Genomic DNA, 15878 nt, shown 5'->3' with positions numbered 1-15878 from the left:
CGTGACCAAGAAGGTCAAGTACAGCCTGCGGCAGTCGGAGACGGTCTCGCCTTTCGGCCCAGGGGCGATCACCGACGTCAGCGGAGCGTCGCTGATGGCACCAGATATGACGAGATGGAATACGAAACATGCCGAGGAGATTTTTTGCGATCGGCTGTCGTCCAAGCTCGGTGGCGGACGGCTGCTCGCTTCCCCCACGTTCTCGGGCCCCCTGGAAGCGGACGTTCGGTCGCTTGAATACTCGCGATTCCCGGAATGGCGGTTCTGCGAACGATGTGAACGGATGACCCGAAAGACCGTGGTGAAGAAAGGCAAATTCGCCAACGAGTGCCCCTGTGGCGGCGCCTTGATCCCGATGCGGTACGTGGCTGCGTGCCAGGGGGGCAGCCATCTCCAGGACGTCCCTTGGCACCTGTGGGTGCACCGACGCCGGGATGAGGATCTATCGGAAGAGCAGCGACTTTGCAGGGCCGACGACCAGCTCAAGTTCGTCAGGCGGTCGGACAGGGGTGAGGGACTAGGGTCCATGTTCGTCCGCTGCATGGCGTGCCGGCAGGAGCGAAGCCTGGCGCAGCTGGTTGGAAAGAAGGCGCTGGCGGCGGACGGGTTTCGGTGCCTCGGGAGGCAACCGTGGCGAGGTAGCGCCATATCCGAATGCGAGCATCCTCTGGTAGCCAAACAGCGGGGTGCCACAAGCAATTATCTCCCCGAGATCGTTGCCGCCATCGACATCCCGGAGGGCCAGGCCAGTGCCGAGAGAGACCTCGAGCGGATTCGCACCCACGATGCCTTCGGCCTGCTCGTCCAGGACAACGGGGGCCCCCTTGCGGAAATGCTCCGGACGAAGATCGCCCAAGACCTGGACGTCCCGGAGCACATGGTCGATGAGGCGGCCAGGACGTCCGACGAGGACGAACGTCCGGTCCTGGGCCTGAAAGACGGTGAATGGCTGGCCTTTGAGGAGAAACTCGAGAACGGCCGCGATGAGGAGACTAGCGGGTTCATTGTCGACGGGCGGCGAATCCCTACGACCCCAAACGTGCCGACATCCGTGTTCGAGGTGTTCACCCACGTCGGCCAGGTCAGACGCCTTCGTCTGGTGCGCTCACTCCAAGGATTCCGTCGCCATGGGCAGGACGCCCGGATGATTGCGGCGGACCCAGGGGAACCAGGTCGCACCCGCCGCATTTATCCCGCCCTGGAACTCTTCGGCGAGGGAATCTTCCTGCGTCTTGATGAAGACCGTGTCCGTCAATGGGAATCGCGCCCCGATGTTCAACACCGGGCTCAGACTCTGATGCAGCGGCTGGGCGCCGAGGGCCTCACTGACCGCCTGGACCATCCGGAACCGCGGTTCATCGCCCTCCATACATTGGCTCATCTGCTGATCCGGCGGTTGGCGTACGCCAGCGGTTACGCCTCCGCCGCGCTCCAAGAGAGAATCTATGCCTCGACACAACGCGGGGAGCCGATGGCTGGGATTCTGATCTACACCGCAGCAGGGGACGCGCAGGGCACTCTCGGCGGCCTCGTAAGACTCGGCGCCGAGGACAAGCTTCTGCCACTACTCCTGGCCGCGATCAGCGATGCGGAGGTCTGCTCCAATGACCCGGTCTGTATTGAATCCGACCATCAAGGAGCATCGAACCTGAACCTCTCCGCGTGTCATGGGTGTTCCCTAATCAGCGAGACGTCGTGTGAGAACCGCAACGTCCTGCTCGACCGGCAACTGCTGTTCGGCGGTATGGACGTGGAGCGCGGGCTTCTCCAGCAGATACTGGACGACCTCAGGGTCATGGCTTCCTCTACACCGTGACGACTCCGACGCGACTGAGGAGCGCTGACCCAGCAGCATGCGGATCTCACCACGCGCGGCATTCTCGTGCGCCGCGCCTCGGACCCGCTTGATCCAACGCCAGCTAAGATCAACTGACAATGGAAAAGACTCTTGCGGCCCCCTACGACCGAAAAGCGACAACGGATTCGATCACCATGGTTGACCTCTTCGCAGGTGCGGGCGGGCTGACGAATGGTTTCTACAGCGCCTCTGAACGATTCGTGACCACACGCGCGGTCGAGTTAGACAAAGACGCCGCGGCCACCTTTGCAACAACATTTGGAAACAAGGTGTACGCAGGATCCGTCACTGATTGGCCGCTCGAGGAGACAGTCCCAGAGGTCGACGTCGTCGTCGGCGGACCGCCGTGTCAGGGCTTCTCCCTCCTGGGGAAACGGGATGCCAATGACGAACGAAACTTCCTGTGGCGCGAATACGCCCACGTCTTGAAGCTCTCAAGGCCGAAGTACTTCGTACTGGAGAACGTCCCTGCCTTCGCCAAATCACAGCAGCTCGTGGATCTGACCGCTTCGACGCGCCCCGGCGGGGACCTCGAGGACTTCGATTTCGAGTGGAGAATTCTCAACGCCGCGGACTACGGGGCACCCCAAGCCCGAAAGCGCGCGATCGTCCTGGGCTGGCGCCGTGACGTCGAAGCTCCGAAGTTCCCGGCCCCGACTCATGCAGGCAAACATGCCTCGGTTCGGAGCGCATTCCAGGGGATACCCGCAGAGGTCGCCGGAATCGACTTGCCCGCACGGGCGTCAACCAGCACCGGCAGAGAAGCCAGAGGCCCCTTCCGGACCACGGAGCTACACCTCGGTCGACGATACGCTCCCATCTCACTCGCACGTTTCGATGCGATCCCCCCGGGCGGAAGCCGACGGGACCTTCCCGAAAGCCTGCAGGCCCGGTGCTGGATCGGACACCACTCTGGGGCTGGCGACGTCATGGGACGTCTCTATTGGGACAAGCCGTCCGTCACGATCAGAACCGAATTCTTCAAACCTGAGAAGGGGCGGTATCTACACCCGATCGCTCCACGCGCGATCACGCACCTGGAGGCTGCCCGCCTCCAAGGTTTCACTGACGAGCACCTTTGGGTTGGGTCAAAGACGTCGATTGCCAAGCAAATCGGTAATGCCGTACCCAGATGGCTTGGCGAGGCGGTAGCCCGGGAAATACTCAAGGTGGCGTAGAACCGTCGTAGATTAAAAGGAGCTTGCACGGCTGGTGTGAGGTGCTACGGCTGGATCGCGGTGGTGGTTTTGTGGGCGCCAAAACTCAGCCAGGGCGGACGACGGTGAGGCAGAAGGGGTGTCCATCGGGATCGGCCAGCACCCGCCACTGTCCGGAGCGGGCTGGTGCTCCGCCTCCGTGGCACCCAAGGCCAGAGCACTGGCGACGGCGGGCTCCAACTCGCTGACCGCAACGTCCAGATGGATGTGCTGGTGCTGCGGAACTTCCGGCCAGGAAGGTGGAACATAACTGCGACGTGCATCAACGTGAGTATGGGGCCCGCTCCTGAGAGGGCGACGACGCCGCGGTCCGGAGTGGCGAATGCTTCCTCTGCCCAGGAGCCGGCAGTAGAAGGTCGCCAGTTGATCGGTATCCGGGCAGTCGAGCAAGATTGATGTGAGTTGTCCTACGCGTTCTGTCATGACGAGAAACTGGCAGGCCTGCGCTGCTTGTTAGTCCGGCTCCGGACCCGGGACATGTTCTTCCTTGGCCCGTAGTTCGGCGTCGTAGCCGTAAAGCCAGCCATTCTTGACCAGTGGATCGCCCTGAGCCAGGGCGGCGTCGCGTTCTTGCTGGGCAGGGCCGTCCGGCAGGTGGTTGATGTCCTTGCGGGCGTGGCTGAGTTGTTGGATCTTGGTGGTCTGTTCGATGCGCAGTTGTTCGTAGGCCTTCAGCGCAATTTCCGGGTTATCTGGATCCGCTGCCAGGCATTGGGCCAGAACAGCGGCATCCTCAATGGCTTGGGCGGCACCTTGGGCGAAGAACGGGAACATCGGATGGGCCGCATCGCCGAGCAGCGTGATCCGGCCGTGCGACCACTGCTTCAACGGTGCGCGGTCCAGCAAAGCCCATCGCCCGGGTATCCCGGCGGCGCTGATGAGGTCCGTCAGCCGTGGATCCCAGCCGGTGAACTCAGCGAGGAACTCTTTGGTGGTCGCCTTTGTACTCCATGATTCCTCGGTAAAGTCACCTGCCGGGGCAAAGGCAACGAGGTTGACGGCTTTGCCGCCTGAGATCGGGTAGTGCACCAGATGATGGTCCGGTCCGATCCACAGCGTCTGTGCGGGGAGGCGGGCAAACTCGGGGGCGGCCTCAGCCGGCACGATCGCACGGTACGCGCACATGCCGGAGTACTCGGGTGGTTCGGCTTGGGCAATTGCGCCACGGACGACTGAATGCACGCCGTCTGCGCCAATAACAACATCGGCATTGCAGGCAGTGCCATCGTCAAACTTCAGCTCCGCACCATCCGAATGCTGCGTGACTTCAATGCAGCGTTTGCCCAGACAAAGCCACTCCTCGGGTAGCGCCGATGTAAGAGCTCCGAGGAGGTCTGCCCGGTGTGCCACGTAGGTGCGTTCGCCATAAAGTTCCTCGCATCGTCCGGTGAGCTGCTCAGCCGAGAGGACTTCGCCGTTTTCCCAGCGGCGGAACTCCCAGCCGACCTCCAGCGGGACCGCGTTCTCCAATAAGGAGTCGAGGTGGCCGAGCCTGCGGATCAGGCGCACTGCGTTGGGCGAGATAACCAGTCCGGCGCCCACTTCGCCGAGGGCCGTAGCCTGCTCGAACACAGTGGCGCGCAATCCTGCCCGATGCAGGAAAGCTGCGGCTGCGAGCCCGCCGATGCCGCCGCCAAGTACGGCGATGCGCGGTCCGCTTGGCGTACTACCGTGCTGAGGTGACAGATTCATAGATGCACGTCCTCGGGCTGATGGGCCGTTTCCGGCATCCCTGTTCCTAATGTCATTGGTCCCATGAGAGAAGGGTGCGCCGCCACCTTCGCGGCGGCAACGCACCCTTACTCGTTGTCAGGAGGCTACTGGACCTCGGCGACGAACTCCTCAAGGTCCACTGGCTTCTCTATGAGCCCTTGGTCCAGCATGATCTCGTTCAGATCCGCGAGCTTGCTGAAATCTGACTTCTCGGCGAAGGAGATGGGATTCAGCTTGGCCACCACTTCTTCGGGAATCTCGGTGAAGGTCAGCAGGGAGTCCTTGACGGCCTGCTCGTCCTCCACGGCGATGGCCATGGCCTCGTCCATCGCGGCCACAAAGGCGGAAACGGTCTTCGGGTTCTGCTCGGCGAAGTCTGTCCGCACGGCCCAGCCGGCCACCGGGACGTTCTCGGTAGGTCCTTCAAAAGCGCTGACCACGGGCGTGGCCCCAATCGTACCGGTAGCGATGGTCACGAAGGGCTCAACCAGCCAGGCAGCGTCCACTTGGCCCTGTGCCAGCGCAGCTTCCATGTTGGGCGGCGGGATTTCCACAAACTTGGCGTCCGTGACGCCGTGGGATTCAAGCACCGCACGGGAGGTCAGCTCCATGATGTTGCCCAGGCCGTTGACCGCGATGGTCTTGCCGGCCAGGTCCTCGGGCTCCTTGATCCCGCTCTCCGGTATCACGTACAGAGCCTGCACACCGGGACGGTCATTCTCGCGGATGACCTGCAGCGGCAGTCCCTTGTCGGCACCTTGCATCAAGGAGACATAGTTGCTGTACACCACGTCGATATCACCGGCCACCATGCCCGGGATCAGGCCGGCACCGCCACCGGTGGAGTCTGCGAGTTCCACGGTCAGGCCGTGGTCTTCGAAGATTCCCTGCTCGATGGCCATGTGCAGAGGGGCCAGCTCGGCGAAGGTCTGGGTGCCGACGACGATGGTAGCCTGTTCCGGTCCGTCGCCAGTGCCCGCGGCGGGCGTGCCGGTTTCGCTGTCCGAGCCGCAGGCAGCAAGACCGGCAACCAATGCGGCCGCCATGCCGACGCCCGCCCACTTCTTCAGAGCCTTAAAGCTCATGTTTCCTCCAAGTTTGTTCTTACCCGCGGATGCCACTATGCATCTGCGGCCCCAACTGATGGCCACGAGGGCCGGACTTTGCTGTTCTGCGGAACTTCTACCAGCGTGGGTGCTCACGCCTCCATCCCGTACCCCGATTCCCGGTGACCGGGAATCTATTCTGTGGCTCAGGTCACGATCGGCGTTTGCGGGATACCGGCGGCTTTGAAGACGTGCTTCCGAACGGACGCACCGCCCAACCGCAAGGCCTCCCCTGCTTGCTCAATCACTCCTGCCAGCCCCACAAAACCGTGGCACATGCCTTCGAACATGGTCAGCTCGACGGACACACCGTGCTCCTCCAGCCTTCGGGCATAGGCCAGGCCCTCATCCCGGAGCGGATCGTGGCCGGCCAGGATCATGACGGTGGGAGGCATTCCGGCCAGAGACTCGGCGCGCAACGGGGAGACCCCCGCCGCCTGCCGTGCCGCCACATCCGGCACGTAGTGGTCCCAGTACCAGTTCATCTCCGCCCCCGACAACAAGGTGGGAACGGGCGGCTCCTCTAGGTAGGACGCCCGGTTGGCGTCGCTGTCCGTCACCGGATACATCAGCAACTGGACGCAGATGCCCACGGTGTTGCGCTCCTGAATCTTCCGCGCTGCGACTGTGGCCAGATTTCCGCCGGCGCTGTCTCCAGCCACGGCGAGCGGTTCATCGGGGAACTGATCCGCGGCCCACTCGATGGCATCGATGGCCTCGTGCAGGGCCGCCGGGTAGGGGTTCTCCGGGGCCAGGCTGTAGTCCACGCTGATCACGCGGGCTCCGCTGTAGTAGGCGAGTTCGCGGGCCACATTGTCGAAGCTGTCCACCGTGCCCATCACCCAACCGCCGCCGTGGAAATAGACAAGAGTGCCGGCCGCATCAGGCTCGGAGAGGTAGACGCGGACACGGACTGTCCTGCCAGAGGTTGGAACGGCGTCGTCGTAAATCCGGTGAAGCTCACGGCCCGGAACCTGCTTCCGTGCGGCCAGCTGGGCACGTGCTTGCTCCGGTGTTCCTTCGCTGACGGGCCTACGGCCTGCTTCCAGCATCGAGGCCAGCAGGGCCTGCAGTTTGCTATCCATCTTCGGTCTTCCTCCTGTGTGCCACCATGATGTTGTGAAGAGAACCACACCGGGCGAAACCGGGCTGAGCCGGATCGTGAAGGTCCTTGAATCGTTCGACAAAGGCAAGTCCACGCTGACGCCTGCCGAGATTGTCCGGCGGACCGGGCTGCCCGCAGCCAGCACCTATCGTCTGGTCAACGAGCTGATCGACGTGGGCTTCCTGGACAAGTCCGACGGCGGCGTCCAGACCGGAGTGCGGTTGTGGGAGCTGGCCTCGCGCGAGTCCAGGACACTGAGCTTGCGAAATACCGCACTGCCCTTCATGGAGGACCTGCAGGACGCCATCCGCCAGCACACCCAGCTCTCCGTCATGGACGGTACGGACATCCTCTACATTGAACGTCTGTCCGCTCCGGACGCCGTCGTCAACATCACCAGGATTGCCGGCCGGCTGCCGGCTGTGGTCGCCTCCCCCGGCCTGGTCATGGCCGCTTTCGGAAGCCGTGACCTGCAGGAAGCCATCCTCGCCGCCGATGTACCGCAATACACCCGATTCACGCCGTCCACTACCGCCGATTTCCGCAGGATCTTCGCGGAAATCCGGCGCCAAGGCTACGCGCGGATGGATGGCTGGATCGACGAAGGCGTCTCCGGAATCGCCATGCCGGTCCGCGACGCCGAGGGTGAGGTCATTGCAGCGCTCTCCGTGCTGCTGCCCAACGACGGCAAGACGCCCAGGATGGCACTGCCTGCCGTGCAGATAGCGGCCGCCGGAATCTCCCGGGCCTTGGGCTGGTCCCCGTCCCACCACTAGCCGGCACTTCCTCGCTACAAACAACGACGGCGGTGCCTGGCTAGGCACGAGCTGCCGCCTTTTCCTCCTGCCCTGCCGCGTGGACCGGGTCGGCGAGCTCGACGGGCTCAGTGGGTTCGGATCCGCTCTCCGTGCCGTCGAGCAGAAAGCCGGTGTATCCGGCCTGAGCCAGAGCGGTAATCCGGTTCCAATAATTGCCTACGCCACCGACGTACGGCATGAAAACCACCGGCTTGCCCGGAATGTTGGCGCCGTAGAACCACGTTGCCTTCGACTCGCGGTAAAGGGTTTTGTTGGCCACCTCGTTCACGTGCCGGACCCATTCGGTCTCCGCTCCCGGGCTGGCCTCGATGGTGTCCAACCCGTTGCCGTCCAGATGGGCGATGGCGTCCGCGATCCACTCCACGTGCTGCTCGATGGACGTGACCATGTTGCTGAACACCGAGGGGCTGCCCGGGCCGGCGATGATGAACATGTTGGGGAACCCACTAACGGTCAGGCCGAGATAGGTCTGCGGTCCGGCGGCCCAATGGTCGCGCAACTGGCGTCCGTCCCGACCCACCGGATTGAGCCGGTTCAGGGCGCCGGTCATCGCATCGAAACCGGTAGCAAAGACCAGGATATCGACGTCGTAATCAGCGTCCGCGGTACGCACTCCTGTGGCGGTAATCCGATCGATCGGCGACTCCTTGACGTTGACCAGCGTGACATTCTCCCGGTTGAACGTCTCGTAGTAGCCGGTGCCGGAGCACAACCGCTTGGTACCGATCGGCAGGTGGCGAGGGGAAAGAGCCTCAGCGGTTCGCGGGTCGGCAACGATGCTGCGGATCTTCCCCCGGACAAACTCGGAGGCCTCGTCATTGACTTCCTTGTCCACCAGAATGTCCTTGAACGCGCGCATCATATACAGCCCGCCCAGGTCCCAGCGGTTCTCCAGTTCAGCCAGCCGTTCCGCCACCGAAACTTCCTTGCCGGACTTCGGGTTAGTGACTTGGTTGTGCCCGAAGCCGGACTGCCGCGCGAACGCGCGGCGCTCCGGATAGGTGGCCTTCCATTCCTGTTCCACTTCCGGCTTGACCGGATAGTTCTGGGCGGGCATGCAGAAGTTGGGCGTCCGTTGGAATACCAGCAGTTCATCGGCCTGGTCCGCCAGAATGGGAATCATCTGCGTTCCTGACGAGCCCGTGCCGATCACACCGACACGCTTGCCGCGAACGTCCACGCCCTCATGCGGCCAGTCCCCTGAGTGATACCACTCTCCTTGGAAGTCCTCCAGACCCGTAGTGGACGGGACCTGGGGAACGGACAACACGCCCGTAGCCATCACCGCGAACCGTGATTCGAAGTGCTCACCTGCGTCGGTGCCGATGGTCCACGTGTTCGTAGCTTCGTCGAAAACTGCTGAAGTGACTTTGGTATCCAACTGGATGTGCTTGCGCAGGTCGAACCGGTCCGCCACGTGGTTGATGTAACGCAGGATCTCCGGCTGCGAGGCATACCGTTCGCTCCAGCTCCATTCCTGCTGCAGTTCATTGTCGAAGGAGTAGGAGTAGTCCAGCGATTCAATATCGCACCGGGCACCGGGATAGCGATTGTGGTACCAGGTGCCGCCGATTCCGCTGCCGGCCTCGAGTACCCGGACCGACAATCCTTGGATCCGCAGCTTGTAAAGGGCGTAAACACCGGCCAGGCCAGCGCCCACTACCACTGCGTCGTACTTTTGTGGGCTGGTTTGCGCAGCGTTCTGCATGATGACTCCTTCAGCGGGACTGTCGAATGACTTGCCTCCACTATCCGAAGTTAGGGACCAGCACCACAGGGAGATTCTCAGTGACCGGGAGTCCGATCTGGTCTGCACGAAGCCTCAAATGCGGTAGCTATCGTGTAGGTATGCGAACGGACTTTAGCCCTGAAGAAATATCGTCACGCGATTTCTACCGCTTGTTGACCGCTGTGGTGGTCCCCCGGCCCATTGCCTGGGTGTCGAGTACATCGCCGGAGGGCGTGGACAATTTGGCACCGCATTCGTTCTTCACGGTTGCCTCCGTAAATCCGCCGATTGTCCAGTTCACGTCCGTGGGCGAAAAGGATTCGCTGCGCAATATCCGGGCCGCCGGGGAATTCGTGGTCCATCTGACCCCCACCCATTTGATGGCCGAGGTCAACGCGACAGGAACGAACTTCCCGCCGGATGTCAGCGAGTTCGACGCCGCGGGCCTGACGCGTGAGCCGAGCTTCACGGTGAAGCCGCCCCGGGTAAAGGAATCGCCGGTGGCGTTGGAATGCAAGCTCCACCAATTGATGCCGATGGGCGACTGCACGCTGGTTTTCGGCGTCGTTACTCATGCTGTGGTGACAACAGATGTCTTGGATGGAACGCACCCGCGGATAGACCAGCTCGCGCCGCTGTCCCGGCTGGGCTTGGACGAGTGGGGAACCATGGGCGAGGTACGGGAGATCAAGCGGATCCGCAAGGCGGACTGGCCGGGGCACTTCCGTCCCGGCTCCGCACTCTGAGATATGACGGCGAAAGGGCGTCCGGATCTGACCCGGACGCCCTCCCCTTTTTATGTGGCTTCTTATACGGCCTAACCGATGCCGAGCTGGACGAAGATGAACCACACCAGCAGGGGCACTACCACAATCATGGCGATGGCCCACAGCAGCAGTGCGCGGAAGAACATGCGCTCGTCCTTCGGCTGGGCACTAGCCATCAGCAATGCACCGCTGGTGGACATCGGGCTCACATCCACCACCGAGGAGCTGATCGCAATTGCGGTGACAACGCCGATGGGCGTCAGCATCGGGTCCATGGCGATAGGAGTAACGATGGGACTGATGACCCCCAGTGTGCCGGTGGTTGAAGCGAAGGCCGAGACGATGCCGACCACGTAGCTGGTAATCAGGGCCGCAACGCTGCTGTTGCCGAGGCCGGCGATTCCCGCCTGGAGCTCTTCCAAGGCGCCCATTTCCTCCAGCATGCCCACGTAGGTCACGATGCCCGTCACCAGGATGATGGCCGACCACGGCATACTCTCGACGGCAGGCTTCTGCACGCCGGGATTGACGACGATCAGGGCAAGGGCGACAACGAGGGAAGCTACGCCGACGTCGAGCCCGAAGACGGTTGTCAGGACCAGCAGTGCGCCGATTCCGGCCAGCGTCAGGATCCGGATGGGCGTTGCAGCAACTTTTTCAGGACGTCCTGCCGCAGGGGTCACAACGCCGGTGGGTGCCGGTGCCGTCAAGACGGCAGTTCCGGTACCCGATCCGGACGGGAGTGTACCTCCAGTTGCCCCGGCATCCTCGGGTGCAGAGGTCAGGCTTGTTTCCGATCCGGAGCCTCCCGCCCGGGCAGCGCGCTTCTTCATGATCCTTTCGATCAGCAGATACGCGATGACTGCCAGTACCGCATTGAACAGGAAGCAGTACACGTAGAGTTTGAGCGAATCCTGTGCGGCGCCGGCGTCGTCGAGCATGACGTTGCCGAGAACGCCGAAGGGGTTCACCGGCGAGAAGGCACCGGCGTTGGCGCCCTGGACAATGACAAGACCCATCGACAAGGTGCTGATGCCGAATCTGGACCCGAGCGCCAGCCCCACCGGAGCAACGATGGCGATGGCCGCCGGGGTAAATGCACCCGCTGATGCGAGGGCGGCGGTCAGCAGGAACATCAGGACCGGGACCAGGAACCGCCTGTTTCCCGCAAGCAGTTCTGCCCAATAGGCCAGCAGGTCGATGGTTCCGTTGATCCGGACGATGGCGAAGAGCAGTGTTGCCCCGACCAGGATAAAGAAGAGCCCCGCGGGGAACTGCGCGATGACGTCCTTGACCGGCAGACCGGCCACCAGGGTCCCGACGCCGAAGGCGGCAACGGTAGCGATGAGACCGGCGTTGATGCGGGTGAAGGAGCCGATGGCGAAGGCGCCGATGAGGACGGCGAATGCAATGAGTGACAATGACATGGCGGATACCGTTTAGATCTGTGCGGGGACTTTGACACCTGCACCTGACAGCAGGCTGCCGGCACCGGTGATGGCGGGCGTGTGGCCCAGTGACTTGAGGATCTCGTAGGCGGTTGCCGTCGCGGCGGTGACGACCGGCAGTCCGAGCTCGTCTTCGACGGCCTGCACGGCCGGCAGCGAAGGCATTTGCACGCAGGCAGACAGCACAATCGCGTCGGCGCCGTCGCGCTTCAGGTTCCGTGCGATCTCCGGCAGGTTCTGTGGATCCAGGCAGCCGACGGCGAGGTTGTCGGCGACTTCGAGGCTGACGGCGTCGAGAACGGTAATGCCTGCGCCCTCGATGTATTCGCGGACCATCTGGGTCAGCGGTTTCATGTAAGGCGTGACCATGGCGACCTTTTCGACGCCCATCTCCTGCAGGGTGCGGACCAGTGCGCCGGCGCTGCTGGTGACTGCTGCCGGGTGCCCGTTGTCCTCTGCCGCCTGGGCAATGGTCGATTCGGAATCGACATGGGCGTTGGCGCCCTGGGCCATCACGGCAACCAGGCAGGCGTAGGCAATGGCATCCACGTCGGCGTCGGAGACAGCCGCGGCGCAATCCGCAGCCTTGCCCACCATGGCCAGCAGTTCTTCCCTGTTCACGTTCTTCATGCCTGCGCGGGCGGAGTGGAACGTGTATTTGTGGCCGGTGGCTTCGGTCTGCCGGCGGAACAGTTCGGGCAGTTCGGTCTCCATGGTGGTGTTGGAGCTCGGAACGATGAGTCCGATGCGGGACAGGCCGCTTTGCTTCGGGGCGGGAACGGTTTCACAAGCGATGTCAGGGGTGCTCACAGGTTTCTCCACGCTGCTAGTACTTTTAAAAACCCACTTCGTGGGATCGGAAACCATAATGCGGGTTACTCCACATGGATGTCAACTGGGTCACATTCCATCGCCGCCGATCTGGGCTCGAAGAATCATTTGCACTGTGAGCGATAAGATGGCCAGCATTTGGCAGAGAACTGTGCGGGGCAAGGGACATGAGCGTGACAGCGGACAGCAACAAGGGATCGGCGCCGATTCTGGTGCTCCACAAAGTGACGGAAATTTTGAACTGCTTCTCCATCGAGGCACCGGAACCCACACTGCAGGAGATCATCCGCAAGACGGGCCTGCCGTCGAGTACCTGTCAGCGGCTCGTCCAGAACATGGTGCGCGAGGGATTCCTCGATCGTGACGGCGACAGATATCGGATCGGGATCGGCTTGGTGAGGTGGGCAACGCCCGGGACCTTGGGACTCGACGTCGTTCGCCTGGTCAAACCCATACTCCAGCAACTCCGTGACGAAACCGGGGAAAGCGCCTGCTTCTACGTCCGCGACGGCGCCTTCCGCACCATCGTTGCGGTGGCCGAGACACGCCATGTGGTGATGCGCCCGTTCCTCGTCGGCCAGGTCATGCCGATTCACGCTGGAGCCCCAGGGAAGGTTTTCCTCGCTTATGATCCTGAAGCGCGTGACGCGATCAGTGGGACGGGGCTCGCCAAGTTCACATCAGCAACCCCCGACAGCCTGGACAAACTGGACAGCCAGAGCCGGGAAACACGCGAACGGGGCTATGCCGCAGCATTCGGCGAACGCCACGACGACGTGGGTTCAATCAGCGCACCCGTTTTCGACCACACAGGGCACCTGGCCGGGGCGTTGGGGCTAGGCTTCCCCACCCAGCGGATCGGACCCGGCGATGTCGGACGGTTAGGCCCGGTGGTAGCGAAGGCTGCCGAGGCTGCCAGCCAGGCCCTCGGTTACGACCCGAAGCCTGCCTGAAGGAGAAGAGAACGGCCCTGCCCTCTTCGGCAATGTGGCGGCTCCTGGCCTGCAAGCGGAGTCAGCTAGTCAGCGGGCCGATGCCGCCAAGGCCGACTCCGGGCTCGAGCTGTCCTGCGTCAATCCGGCGCCGGCGGCGAGCACATGCCGGCGCATTGCGTCCTCGGCTGCATCCCCGTCTCCGGCACGAAGAGCTGCGCAAACCTCGCGATGGGCCGTGACGGAAGACTGCTTCACCTCTTCAGAGCCCCAGTAGCCCTGCTTGTACGGCAGGGGCACCTCGAGCTGGCGCCGGGCGATGTGCGTCAGACGGTCATTGCCCACGACATCAAAAATGAGCCCGTGGAAGAACTGGTTTTCCTCGTCGCATTCGGCGACAGCACCGGCGGGCAGCGCTTCCAAACGGTCGCAGCTGGCTTCGAGGGCCACGAGGTGGCTGTTGGATACATGCATGACCGCACGCTTCGCCACCTTTCCTTCCAGAACGCTGCGGATCTCGTGGATGATGGCGACGTCTTCGGCACTGTAGACCCGGACTCTTGCTCCCCTGCCTGGCAGTAGTTCGATCAGGCCTTCGGTTTCCAGCACCCGGAATGCCTCGCGTACCGGCGTGCGGCTGGTGCCTGTCCGCTCGGCGATTTCGAATTCCTTCAGCCGTTCTCCTGGCGCATAAACACCCTGCAGGATGGCGGAACGGATGAACTCCACTGCGCCTTCATTGGTCGTAGTTGCCACTGGCTGAATCTCCTCTAGCTTCCGGCGCCCCACCGCAGACGAACAACAGGGCTATGTCCTGCATCACATCTTATGCTACGGTTGTCCGCATTGCATGCAATGTATGCAATTTCACATCCCGAACATTCAAGGGAAAACTATGACTCCTGAAATTGTCTCGATCATTGTCCTGGCCCTCCTGTTTTTGGTCGCTACTGTCCGCTCGGTCAACATGGGCGTACTGGCTTTCGTCGCCGCCTTCGCCGTCGGCGTCCCCCTCGTCGGGATGACTACGGACGACGTCGTTGCCGGCTTCCCCGGGGAACTCTTCCTCGTCCTGATGGGACTGACCTTCCTCTTCGGCTTCGCCCAGCAAAACGGCAGTATCGATCTGCTGGTGCAATGGAGCATGCGCGCGGTACGCGGCAAAGTCGCTGCTGCCCCGTGGATCTTCTTCGCTCTCTCCGCCGTCCTGATCTCTGTCGGTGCGCTCTTCGCGGTGGCCGTTGTGGCTCCCCTGGCCATTCCCTTTGCCCGCCGCTACAAGATCAACCAGCTCATGATGGGCATGATGGTTGTTCATGGCGCTCTGGCAGGGGCATTTTCCCCCATTAGCGTCTACGGCGCCTTCATCAACGGCTACCTTGAGAAGGAGGGGCTGCCGGTCAGCCCCATCGCCCTCTTCCTTGTCCCGCTGGTCTTCAACACCCTTATCGGCGTGATTGTCTACCTGACCATGGGTGGCCGCAAGCTTAAGGGACTGCGCGTTTCTGCAGACGGGGAAGTTGTCGGAGGAACCTCTGCCGGCGGATCCTCGACATCACCTGCGCCCTCAACCGGTGGAACCGGCGTCGGCACGGGCGGCACCGCCCTCCTGACGCGGCCGAAGGCGCCGGCACCGGCTCCCTCGTCCGTCGCGCCGAAGGCAACTCCGTACCAGAAGCTGACTCTCGTGGGCCTGGCTGCCCTCGCCATCGGTACTGCCGTGTTCGGAATCGACGTCGGCGTTCTGTCGCTCAGCATCGCCTCCGTGCTGGCCATCTTCTCCCCCAAGGCCGCCAAAGAGGCCATGAATAAGGTGAGCTGGTCCACGGTGATCCTCGTGGCAGGCGTCCTCACCTACGTCAATGTCCTCCAGACTGCCGGGACCATTGAGTTCGTGAGCAACGGCATCGCCGCCATCGGCATTCCACTCGTCGCGGCTCTCTTGCTTTGCTACTTGGCGGGCATCACCTCCGCCATGGCATCCTCGGTCGGTATCATCGGCGTCGCTATTGCGCTTGCTGTGCCGTTCCTCCAGTCCGGGGCTATCGAGCCGATCGGCTTTGTCGTAGCCCTTGCAATCGCTGCCACCGTGGTGGACGTCAGCCCCTTCTCGACCAACGGCGCCCTTGTCCTGGCCAACGTCGATGACCGGGACCGGGAAAAGTTCTACCGCCAGATGCTCGTCTACGCCGGCATCGTCGTCGCCGTCGGGCCGGGTCTGGCCTGGCTGACCGTGCTCGTTCCCGGCTGGCTCTAGCCCGGAACGCGGGGCCTCGATCCGCGGTTCTCCGGGCCGGGGTGGCGGACCACCCCGACCCGGAGATCCAGCTGTCATCTACACCCGTCAACAGGAA

At 62.8% G+C, this 15878-nt stretch carries 14 protein-coding genes; 6 read left to right on the top strand and 8 right to left on the bottom strand.

Going from position 1 to position 15878, the window contains the following annotated elements:
• Position 1: 1 nt before the first annotated feature.
• Both B0G38_RS21310 and B0G38_RS21305 read left to right on the top strand, forming a co-directional pair.
• A complete protein-coding gene (locus B0G38_RS21310; RefSeq protein WP_264671315.1) occupies positions 2–1816 on the top strand; it encodes a DUF1998 domain-containing protein in 1815 nt (604 codons plus the stop codon).
• A gap of 119 nt (positions 1817–1935) precedes the next feature.
• Complete coding sequence (locus B0G38_RS21305) at positions 1936–3036, top strand: DNA cytosine methyltransferase (protein ID WP_264671314.1); 1101 nt, start codon at positions 1936–1938, stop codon at positions 3034–3036.
• A 12-nt stretch (positions 3037–3048) separates the two neighbouring features.
• Here the strand turns inward: B0G38_RS21305 and B0G38_RS23380 are convergent, their stop codons facing one another.
• The 4 genes from B0G38_RS23380 to B0G38_RS21290 form a co-directional block, all read right to left on the bottom strand.
• Positions 3049–3498, bottom strand: a complete 450-nt coding sequence (locus B0G38_RS23380) for a VOC family protein (RefSeq protein ID WP_413542102.1) — start codon at positions 3496–3498, stop codon at positions 3049–3051.
• Between the two features lie 30 nt (positions 3499–3528).
• Positions 3529–4767: an FAD-dependent monooxygenase gene (locus B0G38_RS21300; protein WP_264671313.1), complete on the bottom strand. Its 1239-nt coding sequence runs from the start codon at positions 4765–4767 to the stop codon at positions 3529–3531.
• Positions 4768–4892: 125 nt separating this feature from the next.
• Positions 4893–5873 (bottom strand): ABC transporter substrate-binding protein, encoded by a 981-nt coding sequence (locus B0G38_RS21295; RefSeq protein ID WP_264671312.1) that lies wholly within the window; start codon positions 5871–5873, stop codon positions 4893–4895.
• 167 nt (positions 5874–6040) lie between these two features.
• Positions 6041–6979, bottom strand: coding sequence for an alpha/beta hydrolase (locus B0G38_RS21290; protein WP_264671311.1), 939 nt, complete (start codon positions 6977–6979; stop codon positions 6041–6043).
• 34 nt (positions 6980–7013) lie between these two features.
• Here B0G38_RS21290 and B0G38_RS21285 point away from each other — a divergent pair, with 34 nt between their 5' ends.
• Positions 7014–7775 (top strand): IclR family transcriptional regulator, encoded by a 762-nt coding sequence (locus B0G38_RS21285; RefSeq protein ID WP_264671310.1) that lies wholly within the window; start codon positions 7014–7016, stop codon positions 7773–7775.
• Between the two features lie 40 nt (positions 7776–7815).
• On the opposite strand, the gene B0G38_RS21280 is transcribed toward B0G38_RS21285, so the two are convergent.
• Entirely contained in the window at positions 7816–9525 is a 1710-nt protein-coding gene (locus tag B0G38_RS21280; protein ID WP_264671309.1) for a flavin-containing monooxygenase, read from the bottom strand.
• A 140-nt stretch (positions 9526–9665) separates the two neighbouring features.
• On the opposite strand from B0G38_RS21280, the gene B0G38_RS21275 reads away from it, so the two are divergent.
• Positions 9666–10292 (top strand): flavin reductase family protein, encoded by a 627-nt coding sequence (locus B0G38_RS21275; protein WP_264671308.1) that lies wholly within the window; start codon positions 9666–9668, stop codon positions 10290–10292.
• A gap of 71 nt (positions 10293–10363) precedes the next feature.
• On the opposite strand, the gene B0G38_RS21270 is transcribed toward B0G38_RS21275, so the two are convergent.
• Complete coding sequence (locus tag B0G38_RS21270) at positions 10364–11740, bottom strand: SLC13 family permease (RefSeq protein WP_264671307.1); 1377 nt, start codon at positions 11738–11740, stop codon at positions 10364–10366.
• Positions 11741–11752: 12 nt separating this feature from the next.
• A complete protein-coding gene (locus B0G38_RS21265) occupies positions 11753–12571 on the bottom strand; it encodes a maleate cis-trans isomerase family protein (RefSeq protein ID WP_264671306.1) in 819 nt (272 codons plus the stop codon).
• Between the two features lie 188 nt (positions 12572–12759).
• Here B0G38_RS21265 and B0G38_RS21260 point away from each other — a divergent pair, with 188 nt between their 5' ends.
• Positions 12760–13545, top strand: coding sequence for an IclR family transcriptional regulator (locus tag B0G38_RS21260; RefSeq protein WP_264671305.1), 786 nt, complete (start codon positions 12760–12762; stop codon positions 13543–13545).
• Between the two features lie 69 nt (positions 13546–13614).
• Here B0G38_RS21260 and B0G38_RS21255 read toward each other — a convergent pair whose 3' ends face one another.
• Positions 13615–14280, bottom strand: coding sequence for a GntR family transcriptional regulator (locus B0G38_RS21255; protein ID WP_264671304.1), 666 nt, complete (start codon positions 14278–14280; stop codon positions 13615–13617).
• Positions 14281–14419: 139 nt separating this feature from the next.
• On the opposite strand from B0G38_RS21255, the gene B0G38_RS21250 reads away from it, so the two are divergent.
• A complete protein-coding gene (locus tag B0G38_RS21250) occupies positions 14420–15781 on the top strand; it encodes an SLC13 family permease (protein ID WP_264671303.1) in 1362 nt (453 codons plus the stop codon).
• Positions 15782–15878: the final 97 nt, after the last annotated feature.

This window comes from Crystallibacter permensis (genome assembly GCF_025960875.1).
Taxonomy (GTDB): Bacteria; Actinomycetota; Actinomycetes; order Actinomycetales; family Micrococcaceae; genus Crystallibacter; species Crystallibacter permensis.
Note: the sequence above shows the minus strand (reverse complement) of the source record. Positions and strands in the feature narration are given on the sequence as shown.

What these genes read in the sequence shown, in the direction of transcription:
- B0G38_RS21305 (WP_264671314.1), top strand. Translation starts at nt 1,936, where the DNA reads ATGGAAAAGACTCTTGCGGCCCCCTACGACCGAAAAGCGACAACGGAT.
- B0G38_RS23380 (WP_413542102.1), bottom strand. Translation starts at nt 3,498, where the DNA reads ATGACAGAACGCGTAGGACAACTCACATCAATCTTGCTCGACTGCCCG.
- B0G38_RS21300 (WP_264671313.1), bottom strand. Translation starts at nt 4,767, where the DNA reads ATGAATCTGTCACCTCAGCACGGTAGTACGCCAAGCGGACCGCGCATC.
- B0G38_RS21295 (WP_264671312.1), bottom strand. Translation starts at nt 5,873, where the DNA reads ATGAGCTTTAAGGCTCTGAAGAAGTGGGCGGGCGTCGGCATGGCGGCC.
- B0G38_RS21290 (WP_264671311.1), bottom strand. Translation starts at nt 6,979, where the DNA reads ATGGATAGCAAACTGCAGGCCCTGCTGGCCTCGATGCTGGAAGCAGGC.
- B0G38_RS21280 (WP_264671309.1), bottom strand. Translation starts at nt 9,525, where the DNA reads ATGCAGAACGCTGCGCAAACCAGCCCACAAAAGTACGACGCAGTGGTA.
- B0G38_RS21275 (WP_264671308.1), top strand. Translation starts at nt 9,666, where the DNA reads ATGCGAACGGACTTTAGCCCTGAAGAAATATCGTCACGCGATTTCTAC.
- B0G38_RS21270 (WP_264671307.1), bottom strand. Translation starts at nt 11,740, where the DNA reads ATGTCATTGTCACTCATTGCATTCGCCGTCCTCATCGGCGCCTTCGCC.
- B0G38_RS21260 (WP_264671305.1), top strand. Translation starts at nt 12,760, where the DNA reads ATGAGCGTGACAGCGGACAGCAACAAGGGATCGGCGCCGATTCTGGTG.
- B0G38_RS21250 (WP_264671303.1), top strand. Translation starts at nt 14,420, where the DNA reads ATGACTCCTGAAATTGTCTCGATCATTGTCCTGGCCCTCCTGTTTTTG.